The sequence below is a fragment of the Candidatus Burkholderia verschuerenii genome (assembly GCF_001189365.1).
Taxonomy (GTDB): domain Bacteria; phylum Pseudomonadota; class Gammaproteobacteria; order Burkholderiales; family Burkholderiaceae; genus Caballeronia; species Caballeronia verschuerenii.
Genome location: NZ_LFJJ01000007.1, coordinates 53,247 through 71,167, shown reverse-complemented (window position 1 = coordinate 71,167; position 17,921 = coordinate 53,247). Strand labels below are relative to the sequence as shown.

Below are 17,921 nucleotides of genomic sequence, written 5' to 3'. Positions count from 1 at the left end.
TGGCATGCCTCGCCTCACATAACCTCAACTTCCCGAACCGCCCGGTGCGGACCCGCACGCCGGGTGGTGTGGCAGGGTGGTGTGGCAGGGGACCGGCCAGCTTGCTGGCCGCCCCTATGCCGATTGCGTCGCTTATTTGATCGGCTGACCATCCCGCATAACCTGCACCGCGGTCGCTTCCTCGAACTGGGCGTGCACCATGTCGCCCGTCTTCAGACCGGCGAGCGAGACCTCCGGCGACACCGCGAGCGTGACCGTGCGCTGCGGGCCGCGCAAGGTCACGAGCCGCTTCTTCGCGTCGATATGCTGAATCGTCGCGATAATCTCGACCACGCGCGACGTCGCCGACAAGCCGCCCGATGCCGGGATCGCCGCTTCGGTATCGACTCGCTCGCGGATTGCGTTCGCGTTGGCCTTGGTCGCGCGCATCAGCACGGCGGTGCGATATTCAATGTTGACCGTATCGCCGATCCTGCGCTTCGACACATCGCCGATCTGTGGATTCACCGCCACATCCACGACGCGTCCCGACGGCCCTTTAAGCGTCACGCTATTGCTCGCCGGATCGATGCCGACGACCTGCGCCTGCACCTGCGCCGCACCCGCGATACCGCGAGCCGGCGGCGCGGAGGCCGCATCCTGCGCGCACGCCGGATACGCGAAACCCAACGCCAGCGACACGCTCAACGCACACTGCATGCATCGCGACGGAAAAGACGAACGAAACATGGCCTGACTCCTTTCTTCGTGATGGAACCTTCGGAAGAGCGCTGCGCTCAACGCCGCGACTTCGACAGGAGATGCCCGAGCCAAAGATTGGTCGCGATCTGCCAGACGTATACGCGCGCGGGCTGCGCTACGCATCGTGCAATGACGAGCGCGAGCGTTTCGCGGCACGCGTTCGCGCGCACGCAGCCGCAGCGCGATCGCAGCGTTTGAACGGAACCGAAAAGTAATGGCGCGCGCTTTATCCGCTCATTAGATACGAGCTGTCGAATCGGACGCGATGAGTTGAAACGGGACGAGCCGTTTCAGACGCGATAAAACTCGATGTCCTGTCCCGCGTGCACGGCGCGCTTGAGCCATTCGGGCATATCGCCCGCGCCATCCCACGTATCGCCGCTGGCGTTGCGGAATTGCGTTCCGCCCACGCCGGAATGCGGCAGCGTGGGTAATTGGGGCATCGCGCGTTTGGGCTTTTGCGCCAGGTGATTCCCGTTGGGTTTGGTAAAGGAAGTCGGGGCGGGAGGCACCGCCGGTGCTTCCGCCAATGCGTCGGCCAATGCGCTCTCGCTAATGCCGAATTCGGCCATGCGGGTGCGCAAATACGCAATGATGCTGTCTCGCTTTCTTTCGTCCACGGCTTTCCTGATTCAGCTTTTTGATTTTCAGAAGACGAACCTACGCCCCGCGCGGACCGGGGCGGTTCGATGACTTGATAGATGTGTGTAATAGAGCGTGGCAAACCGCATGCCGCGCGTCAATTAGTATATTTACCGCAGTGGTGCCTTTGTCGTACCTGAGTGACAGATAATCCGCGCGATACCGCCTGGCCGATATTCGCCTTAATTGCGGTATGCGTGCGGATGGCGGGCAGTGCCCGCTCGAGGATCGCCGCGACGGACGCACGACAACAGTGCGCACGGAAGTCACGCCGGAAAACCACGAACTGCCGATGACATCGTTCCGCCGCCAGAATCCGCATGACTTCGCATCGGACGGCAGAAAACGCGTCTAGACCACATTGTATGCTGTTTTACGCCAACTCTTAAAATGTTTTAACGATTATGTTGCTCCCCGGGTAATTCCGCACCGTGCGCGCGAATGGCGGCAATCAGTTCGGCCGGCGTTATTTCATAACGTACTTCGCGATGAATGCCGGGTTTGCGCTCGTCGACCTCGATCAGCAGAACGGCCTTGCCATCGGCGGCCGGTTCGAGACGCAATGAACGCACTTCCTGACCGCTGGCATCGTCGTATTCCGTCAGGAGCGTCATGGCTCCGGTGGCGGCGCTTTTCGGCATGGACATTCTTCCTCCCGTCTTGCGACGTCGTTGTTGTTGTTCCGCGATGCCGCTGTCCATCGGCGCATGCACGAGCTTCGTGCACGCACGGCGGACGACGGCGGGTAGCTTACGCGGACGCGAAGCGCGCCGCGGGCAATGCGAGGCGGCGGCTCCGGTGGTTCATTATTGCCCGTCAAAACCGGGCCCGTCCAGCGTAGGGATATTGCGACGCACACATCGCGCCGGACACCCGCAAACGCCGCGCCTGCCTGCGTCGCGTGCACGCTCAGACGGTCGCGCCGAGCGTTTCGCGTACTTGCGCGGTGATTTCGAAGGATCGCAGACGCGCCTGATGATCGAAAATCTGCGCGGTCACGATGAGTTCGTCGGCCTGCGTTTGCTCCATCACCGAGCGCAGGCCCGCTTCGACATCGGTCCGATCGCCCACGACGGAACACGCCAGCGAATGCTCGACGCCCGCGCGTTCGGCTTCCGTCCACGCGATCGACTCGACCGGCGGCGGCAGTTGTCCGGGCGTCCCGCGCCGTAGATTGATGAATTGCTGTTGCAATGATGTGAAAAGAAAGCGCGCCTGGTCGGCATCGTCGGCGGCGAAGACGTTCACGCCAACCATCGCATACGGTTTGTCCAGGCTCGCGGACGGGCGGAACTGCGAGCGATAGACCTGCAACGCTGTCAGCAGATAATCCGGCGCGAAGTGCGAGGCGAATGCGAACGGCAAGCCGAGCGCCGCCGCGAGCTGCGCCGAAAACAGCGACGAGCCGAGCAGCCAGATCGGCACATGCAGGCCCGCGCCAGGCACCGCGCGCACGCGCTGGCCTTCGACGGGATCGGCGAAATAGCGCTGCAATTCCACGACATCGTCCGGGAAGGATTCGGCGCTGCCCACCAGATCGCGGCGCATGGCGCACGCGGTGGTCTGATCGGTGCCGGGCGCGCGGCCAAGGCACAAATCGATGCGTCGTCCCGGAAACAGCGACGCCAGCGTGCCGAATTGCTCGGCGATCACGAGCGGCGCGTGATTCGGCAGCATGATGCCGCCGGAACCGACGCGAATCGTCTTCGTTCCCGCCGCGATATGGCCGATCATGACCGACGTCGCCGCACTGGCGATGCCCGTCATATTGTGATGCTCGGCGAGCCAGTAGCGCTGGAAGCCCCATTGTTCGGCGTGACGGGCGAGATCGAGCGAATGGGCGAAAGCGTCGGCGGCGGTCGCGCCGCGCGGAATCGGGGAAAGGTCGAGTACGGAGAAGGGGATCATTGCGGCGTTCCGGTGGCGCGGCACGGCGATGCATGGGCGGTTCGGCCCGCGTGGCGCGCTTGAATATCCTTGAAAATCCGATTGTGCCGAAGTTCGCGCGAGTCTGCCCGGACGCCCTTTACCCTTATGCGAGCAGGGGATAGCCGAGCGAGATCGCCTGCCGTTCGTAATCGTCGATGATCGCGTAATCCGTTAGCGGCGTGCGCGCGAAACCGGTCAGACGCAGCCGCCGGGCGCGCGCCGCATCGCGCGCGAGCGCATCGGCGAGGGCGCGGGCGATGAGGTCGGCATCGTGTTCGGACACGCGCATCGACGTGATGAAAGGCAGGCCGGGCGTGCTCGCGCTCACGCCGATTTCGCGCACGCCCGCCGTCAGTTCCGGCCGATGCTCGCGCGCGAATGCGTAGGTCACGCAATCGATGGCGGCGAGATCCGCGCGGCCATCGACGGCCAGCGCCTGCAGCGACGCCAGATGACCGCCGCTTCGTTCGACCGAGGAGAAGAAGCGTCCGTTGCGCGCGAGCGGCGCGGCGGCGTGGCGCAGCAGGTTCATGCCGCTGTTGGAATCGTCGCTGTTGTAGATCGCGCGCAGGCCGCGGCAATCTTCGAGCGTTGCGGCGTGCAGATCGTGCCGCACGACGAGCACGCTGCGATACGTCGCGCCGACGCAACCGGGCGCATCGAAAACGGGCGTCGCGACCAGGCGCACGCGGGCGACGAGCGCGTGCGTCAGCGGATAGCCGCAGGTCTGCGCGAGCAGCAGGTCGTCGCGCGGCCAGAACGCGGTCAGGTCCGCGCCGGGATCGACGAGTTCGAGCGTGTCGCCGCGTGCGTCGAGCCAGGGCGCGAGACTCGCGCGCACGTCCGTCAGCAGTCCGCGCCAATCGCGGGCGAGGGCGGCCGAGACGTTGTACATCGGCAGGGCGGCGATCCAGCGCATGATGTCTAGAGGGAGGAACGAACGGACATCGTACAGGCCGTGCCGCGCCCGTGCCGGTTCGACGCTATGCGCGCGGCCGCGCTTGCGCTGATACGCCCGGCCACGCATCCGCCACGCGCTCCGGTTCGACGCCCGCCAACGGATGCACTGGCGACACGGCCGCCACGCAGCCATAGCGCCGCATCCATTCGCCGTAGCCCTTCACGACGAAGCCGCCGTTGCCGGCCCGATACGCATCGCGCCGCGCCCGATACACCGCGCCGAGCGTAAACCACGGCACGCCCGGCAGGTTGTGATGGACTGCGTGGAAGTTGTTGTTGAGGAACAGCAGACGCCACGGCCACGCCGCTTCGTTGATGGCGGTGCGCTGGCAGCTATCGTCGGCGGCGCGATGTTCCTGAAACGAACGCACCGAGGCAAGCGCCAACGCCGGATAGCCGATGCCGAACGCGAACGCGAACGCGCGCCATGAAATGCCGCAGCGCGTTTCCAGCCAGACCGCGAGCAGCGCGAGCGCCGCGCCATGCACGAGCCAGCTCGCGACGATGCGCCATTGCCGTTCCCCCACCGCCTGCACCGCCTCGCGCCACGACGCGGCAATCGAAAACCACGGCCCGATCAACAGCCGCCCGATGAAACTATTGCGCGTCGCGAGCGCCGCCCGCAAGGCCGGTCCCGCATTGGCCCATTGCTCGGCTGTGACGAAATAGCTTTCCGGATCGCGTCCCGGCTCGGTGAGATGCGCGTCGTCGTGATGCCGCAGATGCGACTCGCGATACACCGCATACGGAAACCACACCGCCAGCGGCGCGATGCCGAACAGCATGTTGACGAAGGCCCAGCGCGTCGGATGACCGTGCAGCAGTTCGTGCTGCAACGACATGTACCAGCACGACAGCACGGCGAGCAACGGCAGCGCGACGGGCAGGCCGAGCGCGCGCGCATTGATCGCGATGCCGAACCATCCGCCGTAGAGCGCGACGATGACGAGCCACGTCGGCCATTCGCTGCGCCAGCGCCAGGACGCGCGCCGGGCCTGGATGTCGCGGGCTTGGGCGTCGTCGAGATAGCGTGGCATGGCGTGAGCGGTCGGCATCGTTCGAAAGGGAAGGGCCATCGTAGCCGCGCGGACCGCGCATCCCAACCAATGAATCCGCCTAAGGTTTTCAGCAAAAGCGGCCGTTATCTTCGCTAGCACGGGAAAGGGCGAATCCGGGGCGTATCGACGCGCGATTCCCGCCCATGGCACACGCGGACAAACGCGAACGCTCGTGCCGTCCATCCGGCATCTGTCGCCGGGGAAAAAAATCCATAACAACGACTCAGACCATGAATACGCAAGATCAGGCTCGCCCGCTGCTCGAATACGACGGCACGACCGGCGAGCTATGCCTCATTTTCTTTACCAACTTGTTGTTTTCCGTGTTGACGCTCGGCTTCTACCGTTTCTGGGGGACGACGAAACTTCGCCGCTACGTGTGGTCGCACATGCGCTTTCAGGACGAGCGCTTCGAGTACACCGGCACCGGCAAGGAATTGTTCAAGGGCTTCGCTGCGGCGTGCATGGTGCTCGCCGGCATCTGGCTCGCGTCCACGTTGCTCCACGCGATTTTGCTGCGCGCGACGCACAGCAACCTGATTGCGTCGCTGCCGACGATCGCGCTGTTCCTGCTGCTGGGCGTCCTCAAGGCGAGTGCGCGTTACGGTGCCGAGCGGTATCGGTTGAGCCGGACGATGTGGCGCGGCATTCGCGGCGGCATGACGGGATCGGCGATCGGTTATGGCGTGCGCGCGACGCTTTATTCGGCGCTGTGCTTCGTGTCGCTGTTCCAGTTGATCACGTGGACCAGCATGCGTCTCGCGGAACGGCGCATCAACACGGCGAGCTTCGGCAGCGGCGCGTTCCGCTTCGAAGGGCGCGCCGCGAAAGTCTATGGCGCGTATCTGCTGACGTCGCTCGGTTACGCGGTGCTGTTCGGCGTCGTCTCCTGGCTGTTCCTCAAGCCGATGTTTCATGTGATCCACGACATGCGCGTCCCGCACGCGAGGCATCTGCCCGTGGCGTTCTGGGGCAATCTGATCGGCGCGTATGTGGCGTTCGTCGCGGGCGCGTGGCTCGTCAAGAGTTTCTATCTGGTCGCGATGGCGCGGCATATCGCCGGGAATACGAGCTTCGGCGGCATGCTGTCGTTCAGCAGCACGATATCGGTCGAAGGCTTGGTCCGGCTGGCCGGCGTCAATTTGCTTCTGCTGATCTTCACGCTCGGTTTCGCTTATCCGGTCGCGTTGCAGCGCAGCCTGCGGTTCCTCGCGAACAATCTGCATGCGCAAGGTTATGTCGATCCGGCCACGCTGAATCAAAACACGTTGCGCGAGCCGACCATGGGCGAGGGCATGCTGAGTCTGCTCGATCACGGCGGAGCGCTGTGAGCCGCGACGCGACCCCGCGCTACTTCGACGGACGGAACGCGACGGCGCACGACGCCACGTTGCGCATCGTCGGCGAGATGTTGATCGTCGATGGCGCAACGGGCGAGCACGCGCGCTGGCCGCTGCGCAAGTTGCGTCGCGGCGCGCCGGATCCCGATGACGTCGTCGCGTTGTCGTGCGAGGGCGAAGCGGGGCGCGTGCTGGCGCATCGGAGCGCATTGCCGTCGGGATTGCGCACGCAAGGCGGCAAGGGCGCGCGCGCCGTGTGGATATCGCTGGCCGGGCTCACATTCGCGCTGCTGATCGTGTGCGTCGCCGTCATGCGCGACCCGGCGCGCCTGAGCGCTTTCGTGCCGCACGCCGCCGAGGCGCGTCTGGGCGAATTCGCCGAGTCGTCGTTGACCGGCTCGTCGCGCGTATGCGATGGCGTCGCCGGGCAGCAGGCGCTCGAGCGGCTGGAAGCGCGGATCGCGCGTGCCGCCGGACTGAGCGCGCCGGTGCGGATCGTCGTGCTCGACAAGCCGCCGGTCAACGCCTTCGCGCTGCCGGATTCGCGCATGATCGTGATGCGCGGCCTGATCGCGCGTGCGGCCGATGCCAACCAGCTCGCCGGCGTGATGGCGCACGAGACCGGGCACATCGTCAATCGCGATCCGCTGAACGGGCTCATCCGGCATGTCGGCATCGGCGCGATTGCGGCGTCGTTCGGGGTGCAACTCGGCGTCGGCGATTTCTAGTCGATGGCGGGGCAACTCGTCGGCATGTCGTACACGCGCGATGTGGAGCGCGCCGCCGATGCGCACGGCGTCGCCTATCTGCAGGGCAGCGGATTGCGCTCCGACGGCCTCGCCGCCTTCTTCCGCTCGATGGAAAGCCGGAGCATCGACGGCGGATTGCCACGCTTTCTGTCGGATCATCCGCCGACGCCGGAACGCGAAGCGGCGAACGCGGGTTCGTCGACCGGCGACGATGCGATGTCGCCCGCCGAATGGCGCGCGGTCACGTCGATGTGCGGGCCGCCGCCGCGACGCAAGTAGTCTCGCGCGGGCGCGGTCAATATTGGCGAAGGGTCGAATCAGGGTATTCTGAGGCCCTTCCTCGTCCGCTCCGCGCCCATGTCTTCGAAGCCCACAGTAGAGCCGACGCGCTTCGGCAAACGTCGATCGGCGCGTTGATCGCCTTCAATCTGCTGACCTGGGCCTGGGCCTGGGCCTGGGCCTGGGCGCTGATCGCGTTCCATCATCATCCGTTGCTGCTCGGCACGTCGCTGCTCGCGTACTCGCTCGGCCTGCGTCACGCGGTCGACGCCGATCACATCGCCGCCATCGACAACGTCACGCGCAAGCTGATGCAGCAGGGCAAGCGGCCGCTCTACGCGGGCGTGTTCTTCTCGCTCGGACATTCCGGTCGTCGTGCTCGCCACCGCGTTGATCGCGGCGACGGCGCTCGCCGTGCAGGATCGCTTCGCGCAGTTCCGCGACATTGGCGGGTTGATCGGCACGTCGGTGTCGGCGCTGTTCCTGTTCGCGATCGCGGCGATGAATCTGTTCGTGCTGCGCGGCGTGTGGCGCGCGTTCAGTCGCGTGCGACGCGGCGAAGCGCTGCGCGACGAAGACGCCGACATGCTGAGCATCGGCGGCGGGCCGCTCGCGCGGATCGTGCGTCCGCTGTTCGGCTTGATCGGACGAAGCTGGCATATGTATCCGCTCGGCTTTCTGTTCGGCCTCGGCTTCGATACGGCGACCGAAATCGGCCTGATGGGAATCGCCGCCGCCGAAGCGACGCGCGGCCTGCCGGTGTGGTCGATCCTCGTGTTTCCGGCGCTGTTCACGGCGGGCATGTCGCTGATCGATACGGCCGACAGTTTGTTGATGGTAGGTGCGTACGGCTGGGCCTTCATGAAGCCGGTGCGCAAGTTCTACTACAACCTCACGGTGACGCTGGTCTCGGTGCTGATCGCGATGCTGGTCGGCGGCATCGAGGCGCTCGGGCTGATCGCGGATCGCCTGCAACTGAAGGGCGGCGCGTGGGATGTCGTCGCGCTGCTTTCCGCGCATTTCGGCGCGCTCGGTTATGCCATCGTCGGACTGTTCGCGGTCTGCTGGATCGTGTCGGCGCTCATCTACAAATGGCGCGGTTACGATGCGCACGATTCGCTGGATTCGCTGGATTCGCTGGATTCGCTGGATTCGCTGGATTCGCTGGATGGCCACGTCGCGCGCTGAGCTCCCGCCTTACGTTTTCCTTTAGCCGGGCACCATTTATGCTCTGGTGATGCGTCCGCTCATCCCGCATAAGCATCGGGCGGCTCATCGGAAAACGATCATGAACGAGCCGCAAGCCGGCGCGGATTCCCCGCATCTCGACAGCGACGAACAGGAGCAGGCGGCCGAGCATTCGACGCTGCATCCGCTGGTCATCCACGAAATCGTGCGCGAGGAAGGCGAGACTGCGATGGATCGCACCTTCGCCGCGCTCATGTGGTCGGCGCTGGCGGCGGGCCTGTCGATGGGCTTCTCTTTTCTCGTCCAGTCGATTCTGGAAAGTGCGCTGCCCGAGACAAGCTGGCGCGGACTCGTATCGAGTCTGGGCTACACGATCGGCTTCGTGTTCGTGATCCTCGGACGGCAGCAGCTTTTCACCGAAAGCACGCTGACCGCCGTGCTGACGCGACGCGATCTCAAGACGCTGTTCAAGGCGCTGCGTCTATGGGCGATCGTGCTGTTCTTCAATCTCGTCGGCACGACGATCTTCGCGGGTATCCTGCAGATCGAAAGCGTGTTCTCGCCGGAAGTCAGCGACTCGCTCGCGAAGGTCGCGCGCACGCCCTTGTCGGCGGATTTCGGCGTGACGGTCGGGCGCGGCGTGTTCTCCGGCTGGCTGATCGCGCTGATGGTCTGGCTGCTGCCGAGCGCGCGTTCGGCGCGTCTGCTGACGATTCTGCTCGTGACGTACACCGTCGCGGTGAGCAAGCTGACGCACGTGATCGCCGGATCGGTCGAAGCCGCGTATGCGGTGATGATCGGCGCGGCGACGGTATCGGATTACTTCCTCGTCTTCATGGTGCCGACGCTGATCGGCAATATGATCGGCGGCATTTCGCTGGTGGCGATCGTCAATCATGCGGCGATCGCGCCGGAGATTGCCGGCGCGTCGCGGCGTCGGGACTGAGCGTTATTTCTTCGCGCTGTTGTTGCCCGCGCCGGTGCCGTAAAGACCGTTGTCGAAGCCGCCCGCGCCTTCGGTCTTCTTGCCCGTGCCGGACTTCGCGCCCTGTGCGGCATCTTTCGATTGCGGCGCGTTCGATTCATGCATCGCGTTGCCGGATGGATTGGCGCGTTGGGTCGAATCGGACGCGCGGCTTTCGGCGTTATCGCTGCCGGAACCGTTGGTGATCTGCGCGACGCCGTAGGTGCTGAACACGGTGGCGAGCGCGGCGAGAAGTGTCGCGGCGAGCCGGGTTCGGCGCGCGCGCGGGGCGTGAATCGGAAGGGTAGGCATGAGCGCTCCGGGCATTCTGTCGAACTCTGGTTCGAGCAGAAACGATGCCTGACGCTTCTAGATTCGATACACGCAACTTGCATGACGCATAACGTGCCGCCTGAGCGCGTGAACCTTTAAGCGCTTCGTGCGGAACGAGTGGGGATCGCGCCTTGATTGCGCGAGTGGCGAAAGCGGAGGTTAAGCCGCTTTCGCCCAAAGCCTGTTGGTCGTTCTTCCGCGCTTGGTCGGCTCGCGCGGGCCGCCGCCCCCCACGTCCAGCGCGAGACGCAGCGCCTCGATGCGCTGCTTCTGCGCCGGCACCAGCGCATAGCCCGTGACGACGGCCGTCAGCCGCTCGCGCCAGTAATCGACGTTGAGCGTGCCGGAGGAATGGTGCTTCATCGTGCGCAGCTGAGCGACCGCGCGCTCGATATGCTGCAACTCGACATCCGCAAACGCGGACGGCAGGAGACTGCCACTCGTCTCGCTGTTTTTCTTTTTCATGTCTGGTCTTCCTCTCGGCCGAGCATGGCAAGACTGTTGTTCGTCTTGGCTTTTGCCCAGGCACCCTGTTCACCCGCGCGTCCTGTTGTTATCCGTCGCGGGTGGCCCTTGCTCGATCTGGTGTCTGCGCCGTCATCGTTTCATCGATTCAGCGACAGATGCGACCGTTAGCAAAAATGTACGCAAGCGGGGCTAGGGTGCTCCGTCTGGAATCGCACATTCATCGGGGAGGAAGCGTGTTCTTTGTATGCTGCGCCGCGCAACGGCGCGCCTTATGGACGTTAGCGCGCGTTTCGGCGTTATTCCGGCTGTTTCGGCTCGTCGCGGCCGGGGCGGCCGCTGCGGCTGATCTGTTCTTCCATCGCCTGATCGAGCTTGCTGACCTTGCGCGGCTTCGCCGGTTCGCGGGCGTTGACGAAGGCGACGAAGTCGTCCATCGGCAGAGGCTCGGACAGCTTCTTCGAGCCGTCGAGCGTGCGTTCGATCAGATAGAAATAGCCGCCCGGCATGGAGACGGCCGCATAGTGCGGATTGCCGCTGCGCGTCTTGAGCCGTTCGACGGCGCTGATGGCTTTGGTCGAGCGCATGTTTCCGGTTGCGTTAGTTCTTGATGCTGGTGCCCGAGGTGGAATCGGTAATCGAGCCGGGCGCGCACTTCTTGCCCGCGCCTTCGATCCACAGATTCGACGAATGCCGCTCGCCCGGATAGAAGCGATAGGTCGTCTCGCCGTTGTCGAAGCGCACCTTGACGACGTTCGAGTCGCCGAATTCGAGCATCGCGCCTTGCGGGATGGCCGTCTGCTTGTAGAGCGTGCCGCGCTTCTTCGCTTCGTCCGTCAGGCATTGCACAATGCTCGTCACCTTGTTTTCGGTCGAAGCCGTGTCGACTTCGGGCTGGCCCGCGTCTTCGTTGTGAAAGCGGCCGCAGGCGGTGATCAGCAAAGGCAGCGCGAGCGCCGCGACGAGTTTTTTCATGGCGATTCCGGTGAAGGTGTTCGGTCCGAAGCACGACATTAGAGCACATCGCACTTACAGTTCGGTCGTTGGACGGGCAGCAAGGGCCGCGCCCGATGTCTTGCTGGGGCGTATGGAATCACGCGTCGGGCGGCACGCCGAGCAACGGCAGCGCCGCGCCGACCACGCCCGAAAACACCGGACCCGCGACCGTGCCGCCGTAATACGTGCCGCCGGACGGTTCGTCGATCATCACGGCGACGATCAGGCGCGGATCGCTCATCGGCGCGATGCCGACAAACGACGCGCGATACTTGTTGGCCGCATACGAGCGCCCGATCTGCTTGCGCGCCGTACCCGTCTTGCCGCCGACGCGATAGCCTTCGACGGCCGCCGCGCGTCCGGTGCCGTGCGCGCCCATCGCCATTTCGAGCATGTTGCGCACGGCCTTCGCGGTGGCGGGCTGCGTGACCTGAAGCGACGCGCGGCGCGCTTCGCCCTGAATCAGCGTCGCCGAATGAAACTGGCCGTCGCCCGCATAAGCGGTGTAGAGCTGCGCGATCTGCAGCAGCGACAGCGACAGGCCGTAGCCGTACGCCATCGTCGCCTGTTCGATCGGTTTCCAGCGCTGGTAGGCGCGCAGCCGTCCGGTCGCGGCGCCCGGAAAAGTCAGTTCCGGCGCGCGGCCGATTCCATACTCGCGATACTTCTCCCAAATCGTTTGCGCGGGCAGTTGCAGCGCGAGTTTGGTCAGCGCGACGTTGCTCGACATCTGCACTGCTTCCGACACGCTGATCACGCCGTGATTCGACGTATCGTGGATCACGTTCGGCCCGAGCTTGAAGGTGCCCGGCGACGTATCGATGCGCGTATCCGGCCGCACCTTGCCGAGATCGATCGACAACGCGGCGACCAGCGGCTTGATGGTCGATCCGGGCTCGAAGGTGTCGGTGATCGCGCGATTGCGCAACTGCTCGCCGGACAGACGCGCGCGATCGTTCGGATCGAAGCTCGGATAGTTGGCGAGCGCGAGCACTTCGCCGCTCTTCGCATCGAGCACGACGACGCTGCCCGCGCGCGCCTTGTTCTTCGCGATGGCCGCTTTCAGCTGCGAATGCGCAAGCTGCTGGATGCGCCGGTCGATAGTCAGCTGAATGGTTTCGCCGTTCTTCGGCAAATCGGTTTCGCCGATCTGCGACACCACGCGGCCGAGCCGGTCGCGGATCACTTCGCGCTGGCCGGCTTCGCCGGTGAGGCGTGCATCGGCGGCAAGCTCCATGCCTTCCTGCCCGCGATCCTCGTTATTGGTGAAGCCGACGATATGCGCCGCCGATTCGCCTTCGGGATAGAACCGCTTGGTGTCCGGCACGAGCGTGATGCCCGCGCGCCCGATATGCGCGATGCGCTCGGCCGCCTCCGCTTCGACCTGCCGCTTCAGCAGCACGAAGCTGCGGCCCGCGTCCATTCGCTTTTGCAGATCCTTCGGCGGCATGTCGAGCAGACGCGCGATCTCGTTGCCGTGATCGCCGTCGAACAGTTTCGGCGATGCCCAGACTTCGTAGGTCGCGAGACTGACCGCGAGCATCGCGCCGTTGCGATCGACGATGCGCCCGCGCGTCGCCGACAACGCCATCGTGCGCTGATAGCGCTTCTGCCCTTCGCCGATATAGAACTCGCGATCGACGACCTGCACCCAGTACGCACGCCCGGCGAGCGCGAGAAACGCCGCCGACAGGCCGATCACGACGAACTTCGAGCGCCACGCGGGCAGCGTGCTCGCCAGCATCGCGCTGCGATGATGCGTGTGGAAATCGCTGCCGCCGCGCGTCTTCTTCTTGTTGAACATCGTGTTGGTATGCCTGTGTCTTGGGTTGCTCAGGGACTCGCTCAGCGCTTTCGCTTAGGGCAATCGTCCGAGCGCCGCGTCGAGTTCGGCGGACGCTTCCGGCAGACGAATGCCGATATCCTCGGCCAGCACGCGACGCAGCGTCTCCACGTCCGCGAGCTCGCGTTTCTGCGTGCCTTCGCGTTCGTCGTGCACGCTCATCGCGCGGTTGAACAGGCCGATGCGCTTGCCCGGCGCCAGCCGCGCGGCGAGGAGGTTGTGCACGAAAATCGACTCGCGATACGTCGACACGTAATGGTTCGACATCTCGTAGTCGGCCTGATACTGCGGATCGAGATCGAAGCGATAAATCGACGTCCACTGGCCGTCCACGCGCGCCTGAAGCACGTAGGCTGGCAGCGCGGCGGCATCGGTTTCGCCGTCGAGCAGACGGAATACGCCGTGGGGCGTGATCTGCTCCAGATTGCTTTGCAGGACGATCGGCGCGGAAAGCGTCATGCCGCCGAAACCGACATCGGCGAGATAGCGCAGGTGATCCAGTTCGACCAGCAGCATCATGTGCGTGCGCGGCGGCATGCTCGCGCCGTCGCGGCCCCACAGCACGCGGCCCGCGTAGCTCTTTACGCGAAAACCCAGCGCTTCGAGTACGCTGCGGAAAAGCAGGTTGTGCTCGTAGCAGTAGCCGCCGTGACCGTTGGCGACGAGCTTGCGCTGCACCGACGCCAGATCGATGCGAACCGGCCGGCCCAGCAGCACGTCGAGATTCTCGAAGGGAATCGTCTGAGGATGCAGCAGATGCAGCGCGCGCAGGGTATCGAGCGTGGGCGCGGGGCGGTCATCGGCCTGAAAGCCGATGCGTTCGAAGTACGCGGAAAGATCGATGGAGGTGTCCTGTGCGTTCATTGAGAGGTCCCGGTTTGCGAAGCCGCGCCATGAAAGCCCGAACGGCGCGCATATTTTACGACACGAAAGTAAAATAATTACAAAAAGCATACGTTCGATTTCACGCGCCTGGACGCGCACGGCTCGATTGAACTGTGCCCCATTGACGCGGGTCTTTCCAGAAGCCACCGCAACGGATCAAAGGACGACACGTCATGCCGAATCAAGCAAGTGAAGCAAAGCAGCCCGACCAATCGAAGCAATCGAAGCAAGCGGATCAAGCGAACCAGCCGCGCGCCGGCAAGCATCCCGCGCCGCCGTGCACGCTGGTGATCTTCGGCGCCGGTGGCGATCTCACCAAGCGCCTGCTGATGCCCGCGCTCTACAACCTGTCCGCCGATGGCCTGCTCGACGACGGCATGGAAATCATCGGCGTGAATCATGGCGAGCGTGAGACGTCGGCCTGGCGCGACGAACTCACGCAGTCGCTCAAGAAGTTCGCCGCCGACAAGGCGAGCACCTTCCACACGTCCCAATTGAACGAAAAGGCGTGGGGCTGGGTCGAGCAGCGGCTCGAGTATTTTCCCGGCGAGTTTGAAGAAGACGAAACCTTCGCGCGTCTCAAGGACCGTCTGTCCAAAGCGAAGACCCAGAACGTGGTGTTCTATCTCGCGGTGAGCGCGCGCTTCTTCGCGCCGATCGTCGAGCATCTTGGGAAAGCCGGCCTGCTCGAGGAAAAGGACGACGATTTCCGCCGACTGGTGATCGAAAAGCCGTTCGGCACCGACCTCGCCTCGGCGAAGGATCTGAACGAGCGCATCCTCAAGTACGCGCAGGAAACGCAGGTGTATCGCATCGACCATTTTCTCGGCAAGGATACGGTGCAGAGCATTCTCGCCGTGCGCTTCGCCAATGCGATGTTCGAGCCGATCATGCGCCGCGAGTACATCGACAACGTGCAGATCACGGCGGCCGAAACCATCGGCGTGGAAGGGCGCGGCAGCTTCTACGAGCAGACCGGCGCATTCCGCGACATGGTGCCGAACCATCTGTTCCAGCTGCTCGGCATGATCGCGATGGAGCCGCCAAATTCCTTCGATGCCGAAGCCGTGCGCGACAAGAAAGCCGATATCTTCGATGCCATCCAGCCCTTGTCGGCGAAGGATGTCGTGTTCGGTCAGTACGAAGCCGGCCCGCCGGGACCCGCCTACAAGGACGAAGACGGCGTGGCGAAGGACAGCCGCACGGAAACCTACGCGGCGGCGCGCGTGCATATCGACAACTGGCGCTGGGCGGGCGTGCCGTTCTATCTGCGTACCGGCAAGCGGCTGACGGAGCGGCGCACGGAGATCAGCATCCAGTTGAAACGCGTGCCGTTCCTGATGTTCCGCGATACGCCCGTCGAGTCGCTCACGCCGAACGTGTTCACGATCCGCATCGATCCCGCGCACGGCACGAGCTTCGATTTCAACGTGAAGGTGCCGGGACCGATCATGCAGATCGGGCCGGTGCGCTCGAAGTTCGATTACGCCGATTTCTTCGCCGAACGCGCGAACGTCGGCTATGAAACGCTGCTCTACGACTGCATGCTCGGCGACGAGACGCTGTTCCAGCGCGCGGACAGCATCGAGACGGCGTGGGCGGCGGTGGATCAAGTCCTGCATCCCGATACGCCGCTCGACGTGCATGGCTATGCATCGGGCAGCGCCGGCCCGCAAGCCGCCGACGATCTGCTCGCCGCCGATGGCCGCGCATGGCGTCCGCTGACCGATACGCAAACGCAAAAGAAAGACTGAATCCACCGATAAAAAGGACGACAAGCGTGCACACCGATTCGAAGACCAAGCAGAAAACTCACGTCACGGCCGAGTCGAAAGACGCGGTCAAGGCGGATCGCATTCTCGCCATCGATGTGGGCGGCACCGGCCTGAAGGCCGCCGTCATCTCGGGCACCGGCGAGATGCTGACCGAACGCGCGCGCGTGGATACGCCGCATCCCACCAAGCCGGATATCGTCATCAAGACGCTGATCGAGCTCGTCAAGCCGCTGGTCGCGCAGCAGCAGCCGTCGCATATTTCGATCGGCTTTCCGGGCGTGGTGCGCGACAACGTCGTGCTGACCGCGCCGAATCTCGGCAACCAGTTCTGGAAGGGCGTGCCGCTCGCGCAGACGATCTCCGAGAGCATTGGCAACGTGCCCGCGCGCATGATCAACGACGCCGAGATGCAAGGGCTCGCGGCCATCGAGGGACGCGGCATCGAGATGGTGCTGACGCTCGGCACTGGCGCGGGCACGGCGCTGTTCCGCGACGGCGAGCTGATGCCGCATCTGGAGCTATCGCATCATCCGATCACCAAGGACAAGAACTACGACGAATACATCGGCAACGCGGCGAAGGAGAAGATCGGCAAGAAGCGCTGGAACAAGCGTGTCGAGCGCGTGCTCGAGGTGCTGACGGTCGTCGTGAATTTCGACAAGCTGTGGATCGGCGGCGGCAACTCGGCGCATCTCAAGTTCGATCTGCCGTCGAATGTCGAGGTCGTGGATAACTCGAAGGGCATCGAAGGCGGCGCGCGGTTGTGGCATGCGCACTCGGTGCGCGAGACGCGGCAATTGCCGCATTTCAATCAGCGTGAGGGCTCGCATTGATGGACGCCAAATACGGATTGCATAGCGTCTCGGGCGATACCGACGCCGCGCTCGAAAAGCTCGCGCAAGTCGAACTCGTCGTCACCGATTGCGACGGCACGCTGCTCTATACCGACAAGACGCTCGGCGATCGCGCGATCGCGGCCGTGATGGGCCTGCACGCCGCCGGCGTGCAGTTCACGGTGGCGAGCAGCCGGCCGGGCAAGGGCATGCGTCATATCGTGAATCCGCTGAAGGTGACGCTGCCCTACGGCTCGTATAACGGTGGCAGTCTCGTGATGCCGGCCACGTGGGAAGTGTTGTCCGCGCACAAGCTGCCGCGCGATGTCGTGCAGACCTCGCTCGAAACGCTGGCCGCCAATGGCGTCGATGCATGGGTGTTCATCGACGACAACTGGTATCTGACCAATCCGGACGGCACTTACGTGCCGCTGGAAACGCGCACCGTCGGCTATGACGGCGTGCTGGTCAAGCGCTTCGACGATATCGATCTGGACGCCGTGGACAAGATCGTCGGCTCGAATGCGGATACGGCGCTGATGGAGCGCGTCGAAGGCGTGCTGGAGAAGCAGCTCGAAGGCCGCGGACACGCCGCGCGTTCGCAGACCTATTACCTCGACGTCACCCACATCGATGCGAACAAGGGCACGGCGGTGCGCGAGCTGTCGAAGCGCGCGAACGTGTCGCTCGAGCGCATCGCCGTGTTGGGCGACATGGGCAACGATATGGCGATGTTCGACGTCGCGGGTGTATCGATCGCGATGGGGCAGGCGGCGGAAAAGGTTCAGCGCGGCGCGAGTCTGGTGTCATCGAGCAACGACGACGACGGTTTCGCGGTGGCGATCGAAGCGCTGCTGACGCTGCGCAAAGGCTGAAGGCGCTGAAGAGAGTGGACGTCGACGCGGGCTGTATGGGCCTGAAGCAGGCTTACGGCCGCGTCG

Annotated in this window: 17 protein-coding genes and 2 pseudogenes; 7 read left to right on the top strand and 12 right to left on the bottom strand. The window is 64.3% G+C overall.

What is annotated here, in order from left to right:
• Positions 1 to 132 precede the first annotated feature (132 nt).
• From BVER_RS03305 to BVER_RS03280, 6 genes are all read right to left on the bottom strand, one after another.
• Positions 133 to 729, bottom strand: coding sequence for a hypothetical protein (locus BVER_RS03305; protein ID WP_050452070.1), 597 nt, complete (start codon positions 727 to 729; stop codon positions 133 to 135).
• Between the two features lie 302 nt (positions 730 to 1,031).
• On the bottom strand, positions 1,032 to 1,184 hold the full coding sequence (locus BVER_RS36425; protein WP_440588090.1) for an H-NS family nucleoid-associated regulatory protein: 153 nt from the start codon (positions 1,182 to 1,184) through the stop codon (positions 1,032 to 1,034).
• A 594-nt stretch (positions 1,185 to 1,778) separates the two neighbouring features.
• A complete protein-coding gene (locus tag BVER_RS03295) occupies positions 1,779 to 2,024 on the bottom strand; it encodes a hypothetical protein (RefSeq protein WP_050452078.1) in 246 nt (81 codons plus the stop codon).
• A gap of 268 nt (positions 2,025 to 2,292) precedes the next feature.
• Complete coding sequence (locus BVER_RS03290; RefSeq protein ID WP_050452068.1) at positions 2,293 to 3,291, bottom strand: luciferase-like monooxygenase; 999 nt, start codon at positions 3,289 to 3,291, stop codon at positions 2,293 to 2,295.
• A 124-nt stretch (positions 3,292 to 3,415) separates the two neighbouring features.
• A complete protein-coding gene (locus tag BVER_RS03285) occupies positions 3,416 to 4,231 on the bottom strand; it encodes a phosphate/phosphite/phosphonate ABC transporter substrate-binding protein (RefSeq protein ID WP_050452077.1) in 816 nt (271 codons plus the stop codon).
• A gap of 64 nt (positions 4,232 to 4,295) precedes the next feature.
• A complete protein-coding gene (locus BVER_RS03280) occupies positions 4,296 to 5,309 on the bottom strand; it encodes a fatty acid desaturase (RefSeq protein WP_050452067.1) in 1,014 nt (337 codons plus the stop codon).
• A 251-nt stretch (positions 5,310 to 5,560) separates the two neighbouring features.
• Here BVER_RS03280 and BVER_RS03275 point away from each other — a divergent pair, with 251 nt between their 5' ends.
• The 4 genes and pseudogenes from BVER_RS03275 (at position 5,561) to BVER_RS03255 (ending at position 9,832) form a co-directional block, all read left to right on the top strand.
• The gene (locus BVER_RS03275; RefSeq protein ID WP_050452066.1) at positions 5,561 to 6,661 is read left to right on the top strand and encodes a YjgN family protein; all 1,101 of its coding nucleotides are present in this window, start codon (positions 5,561 to 5,563) and stop codon (positions 6,659 to 6,661) included.
• Positions 6,658 to 7,698 (top strand): annotated as a pseudogene (locus BVER_RS33285) (M48 family metallopeptidase). The gene BVER_RS03275 and the pseudogene BVER_RS33285 overlap by 4 nt, the downstream one beginning before the upstream one ends.
• A gap of 125 nt (positions 7,699 to 7,823) precedes the next feature.
• Positions 7,824 to 8,886 (top strand): annotated as a pseudogene (locus BVER_RS03260) (HoxN/HupN/NixA family nickel/cobalt transporter).
• A gap of 100 nt (positions 8,887 to 8,986) precedes the next feature.
• Positions 8,987 to 9,832, top strand: coding sequence for a formate/nitrite transporter family protein (locus BVER_RS03255; protein ID WP_083452024.1), 846 nt, complete (start codon positions 8,987 to 8,989; stop codon positions 9,830 to 9,832).
• Positions 9,833 to 9,835: 3 nt separating this feature from the next.
• On the opposite strand, the gene BVER_RS03250 is transcribed toward BVER_RS03255, so the two are convergent.
• The 6 genes from BVER_RS03250 to BVER_RS03225 all read right to left on the bottom strand — a co-directional run bounded on the left by BVER_RS03250 (position 9,836) and on the right by BVER_RS03225 (position 14,351).
• A complete protein-coding gene (locus BVER_RS03250; RefSeq protein ID WP_050452062.1) occupies positions 9,836 to 10,162 on the bottom strand; it encodes a hypothetical protein in 327 nt (108 codons plus the stop codon).
• 180 nt (positions 10,163 to 10,342) lie between these two features.
• Complete coding sequence (locus BVER_RS03245; protein WP_050452061.1) at positions 10,343 to 10,648, bottom strand: hypothetical protein; 306 nt, start codon at positions 10,646 to 10,648, stop codon at positions 10,343 to 10,345.
• A gap of 299 nt (positions 10,649 to 10,947) precedes the next feature.
• Positions 10,948 to 11,235: a hypothetical protein gene (locus tag BVER_RS03240; protein ID WP_050452060.1), complete on the bottom strand. Its 288-nt coding sequence runs from the start codon at positions 11,233 to 11,235 to the stop codon at positions 10,948 to 10,950.
• 13 nt (positions 11,236 to 11,248) lie between these two features.
• On the bottom strand, positions 11,249 to 11,623 hold the full coding sequence (locus BVER_RS03235) for a hypothetical protein (RefSeq protein WP_050452076.1): 375 nt from the start codon (positions 11,621 to 11,623) through the stop codon (positions 11,249 to 11,251).
• A 118-nt stretch (positions 11,624 to 11,741) separates the two neighbouring features.
• Complete coding sequence (locus tag BVER_RS03230; protein WP_050452059.1) at positions 11,742 to 13,448, bottom strand: peptidoglycan D,D-transpeptidase FtsI family protein; 1,707 nt, start codon at positions 13,446 to 13,448, stop codon at positions 11,742 to 11,744.
• Between the two features lie 54 nt (positions 13,449 to 13,502).
• Positions 13,503 to 14,351 (bottom strand): arylamine N-acetyltransferase family protein, encoded by an 849-nt coding sequence (locus BVER_RS03225; protein ID WP_050452058.1) that lies wholly within the window; start codon positions 14,349 to 14,351, stop codon positions 13,503 to 13,505.
• A gap of 194 nt (positions 14,352 to 14,545) precedes the next feature.
• On the opposite strand from BVER_RS03225, the gene zwf reads away from it, so the two are divergent.
• From zwf to BVER_RS03210, 3 genes are read left to right on the top strand one after another with little or no spacing between them, the layout of a single operon-like run.
• The gene (gene zwf / locus BVER_RS03220) at positions 14,546 to 16,126 is read left to right on the top strand and encodes a glucose-6-phosphate dehydrogenase (protein WP_050452057.1); all 1,581 of its coding nucleotides are present in this window, start codon (positions 14,546 to 14,548) and stop codon (positions 16,124 to 16,126) included.
• 26 nt (positions 16,127 to 16,152) lie between these two features.
• Complete coding sequence (locus tag BVER_RS03215) at positions 16,153 to 16,980, top strand: ROK family protein (RefSeq protein WP_232316355.1); 828 nt, start codon at positions 16,153 to 16,155, stop codon at positions 16,978 to 16,980.
• The gene (locus BVER_RS03210) at positions 16,980 to 17,855 is read left to right on the top strand and encodes a Cof-type HAD-IIB family hydrolase (RefSeq protein ID WP_050452056.1); all 876 of its coding nucleotides are present in this window, start codon (positions 16,980 to 16,982) and stop codon (positions 17,853 to 17,855) included. Before BVER_RS03215 ends, BVER_RS03210 begins: the two co-directional genes overlap by 1 nt.
• Positions 17,856 to 17,921: the final 66 nt, after the last annotated feature.

Bases quoted from the DNA above. Each gene is read 5' to 3' on its own strand.
- BVER_RS03305 (WP_050452070.1), bottom strand. From the start codon at position 729: ATGTTTCGTTCGTCTTTTCCGTCGCGATGCATGCAGTGTGCGTTGAGC.
- BVER_RS36425 (WP_440588090.1), bottom strand. From the start codon at position 1,184: ATGCCCCAATTACCCACGCTGCCGCATTCCGGCGTGGGCGGAACGCAA.
- BVER_RS03230 (WP_050452059.1), bottom strand. From the start codon at position 13,448: ATGTTCAACAAGAAGAAGACGCGCGGCGGCAGCGATTTCCACACGCAT.
- BVER_RS03250 (WP_050452062.1), bottom strand. From the start codon at position 10,162: ATGCCTACCCTTCCGATTCACGCCCCGCGCGCGCGCCGAACCCGGCTC.
- BVER_RS03285 (WP_050452077.1), bottom strand. From the start codon at position 4,231: ATGCGCTGGATCGCCGCCCTGCCGATGTACAACGTCTCGGCCGCCCTC.
- BVER_RS03245 (WP_050452061.1), bottom strand. From the start codon at position 10,648: ATGAAAAAGAAAAACAGCGAGACGAGTGGCAGTCTCCTGCCGTCCGCG.
- BVER_RS03255 (WP_083452024.1), top strand. From the start codon at position 8,987: ATGAACGAGCCGCAAGCCGGCGCGGATTCCCCGCATCTCGACAGCGAC.
- zwf (WP_050452057.1), top strand. From the start codon at position 14,546: ATGCCGAATCAAGCAAGTGAAGCAAAGCAGCCCGACCAATCGAAGCAA.
- BVER_RS03210 (WP_050452056.1), top strand. From the start codon at position 16,980: ATGGACGCCAAATACGGATTGCATAGCGTCTCGGGCGATACCGACGCC.
- BVER_RS03280 (WP_050452067.1), bottom strand. From the start codon at position 5,309: ATGCCACGCTATCTCGACGACGCCCAAGCCCGCGACATCCAGGCCCGG.
- BVER_RS03240 (WP_050452060.1), bottom strand. From the start codon at position 11,235: ATGCGCTCGACCAAAGCCATCAGCGCCGTCGAACGGCTCAAGACGCGC.
- BVER_RS03225 (WP_050452058.1), bottom strand. From the start codon at position 14,351: ATGAACGCACAGGACACCTCCATCGATCTTTCCGCGTACTTCGAACGC.
- BVER_RS03290 (WP_050452068.1), bottom strand. From the start codon at position 3,291: ATGATCCCCTTCTCCGTACTCGACCTTTCCCCGATTCCGCGCGGCGCG.
- BVER_RS03275 (WP_050452066.1), top strand. From the start codon at position 5,561: ATGAATACGCAAGATCAGGCTCGCCCGCTGCTCGAATACGACGGCACG.
- BVER_RS03235 (WP_050452076.1), bottom strand. From the start codon at position 11,623: ATGAAAAAACTCGTCGCGGCGCTCGCGCTGCCTTTGCTGATCACCGCC.
- BVER_RS03295 (WP_050452078.1), bottom strand. From the start codon at position 2,024: ATGCCGAAAAGCGCCGCCACCGGAGCCATGACGCTCCTGACGGAATAC.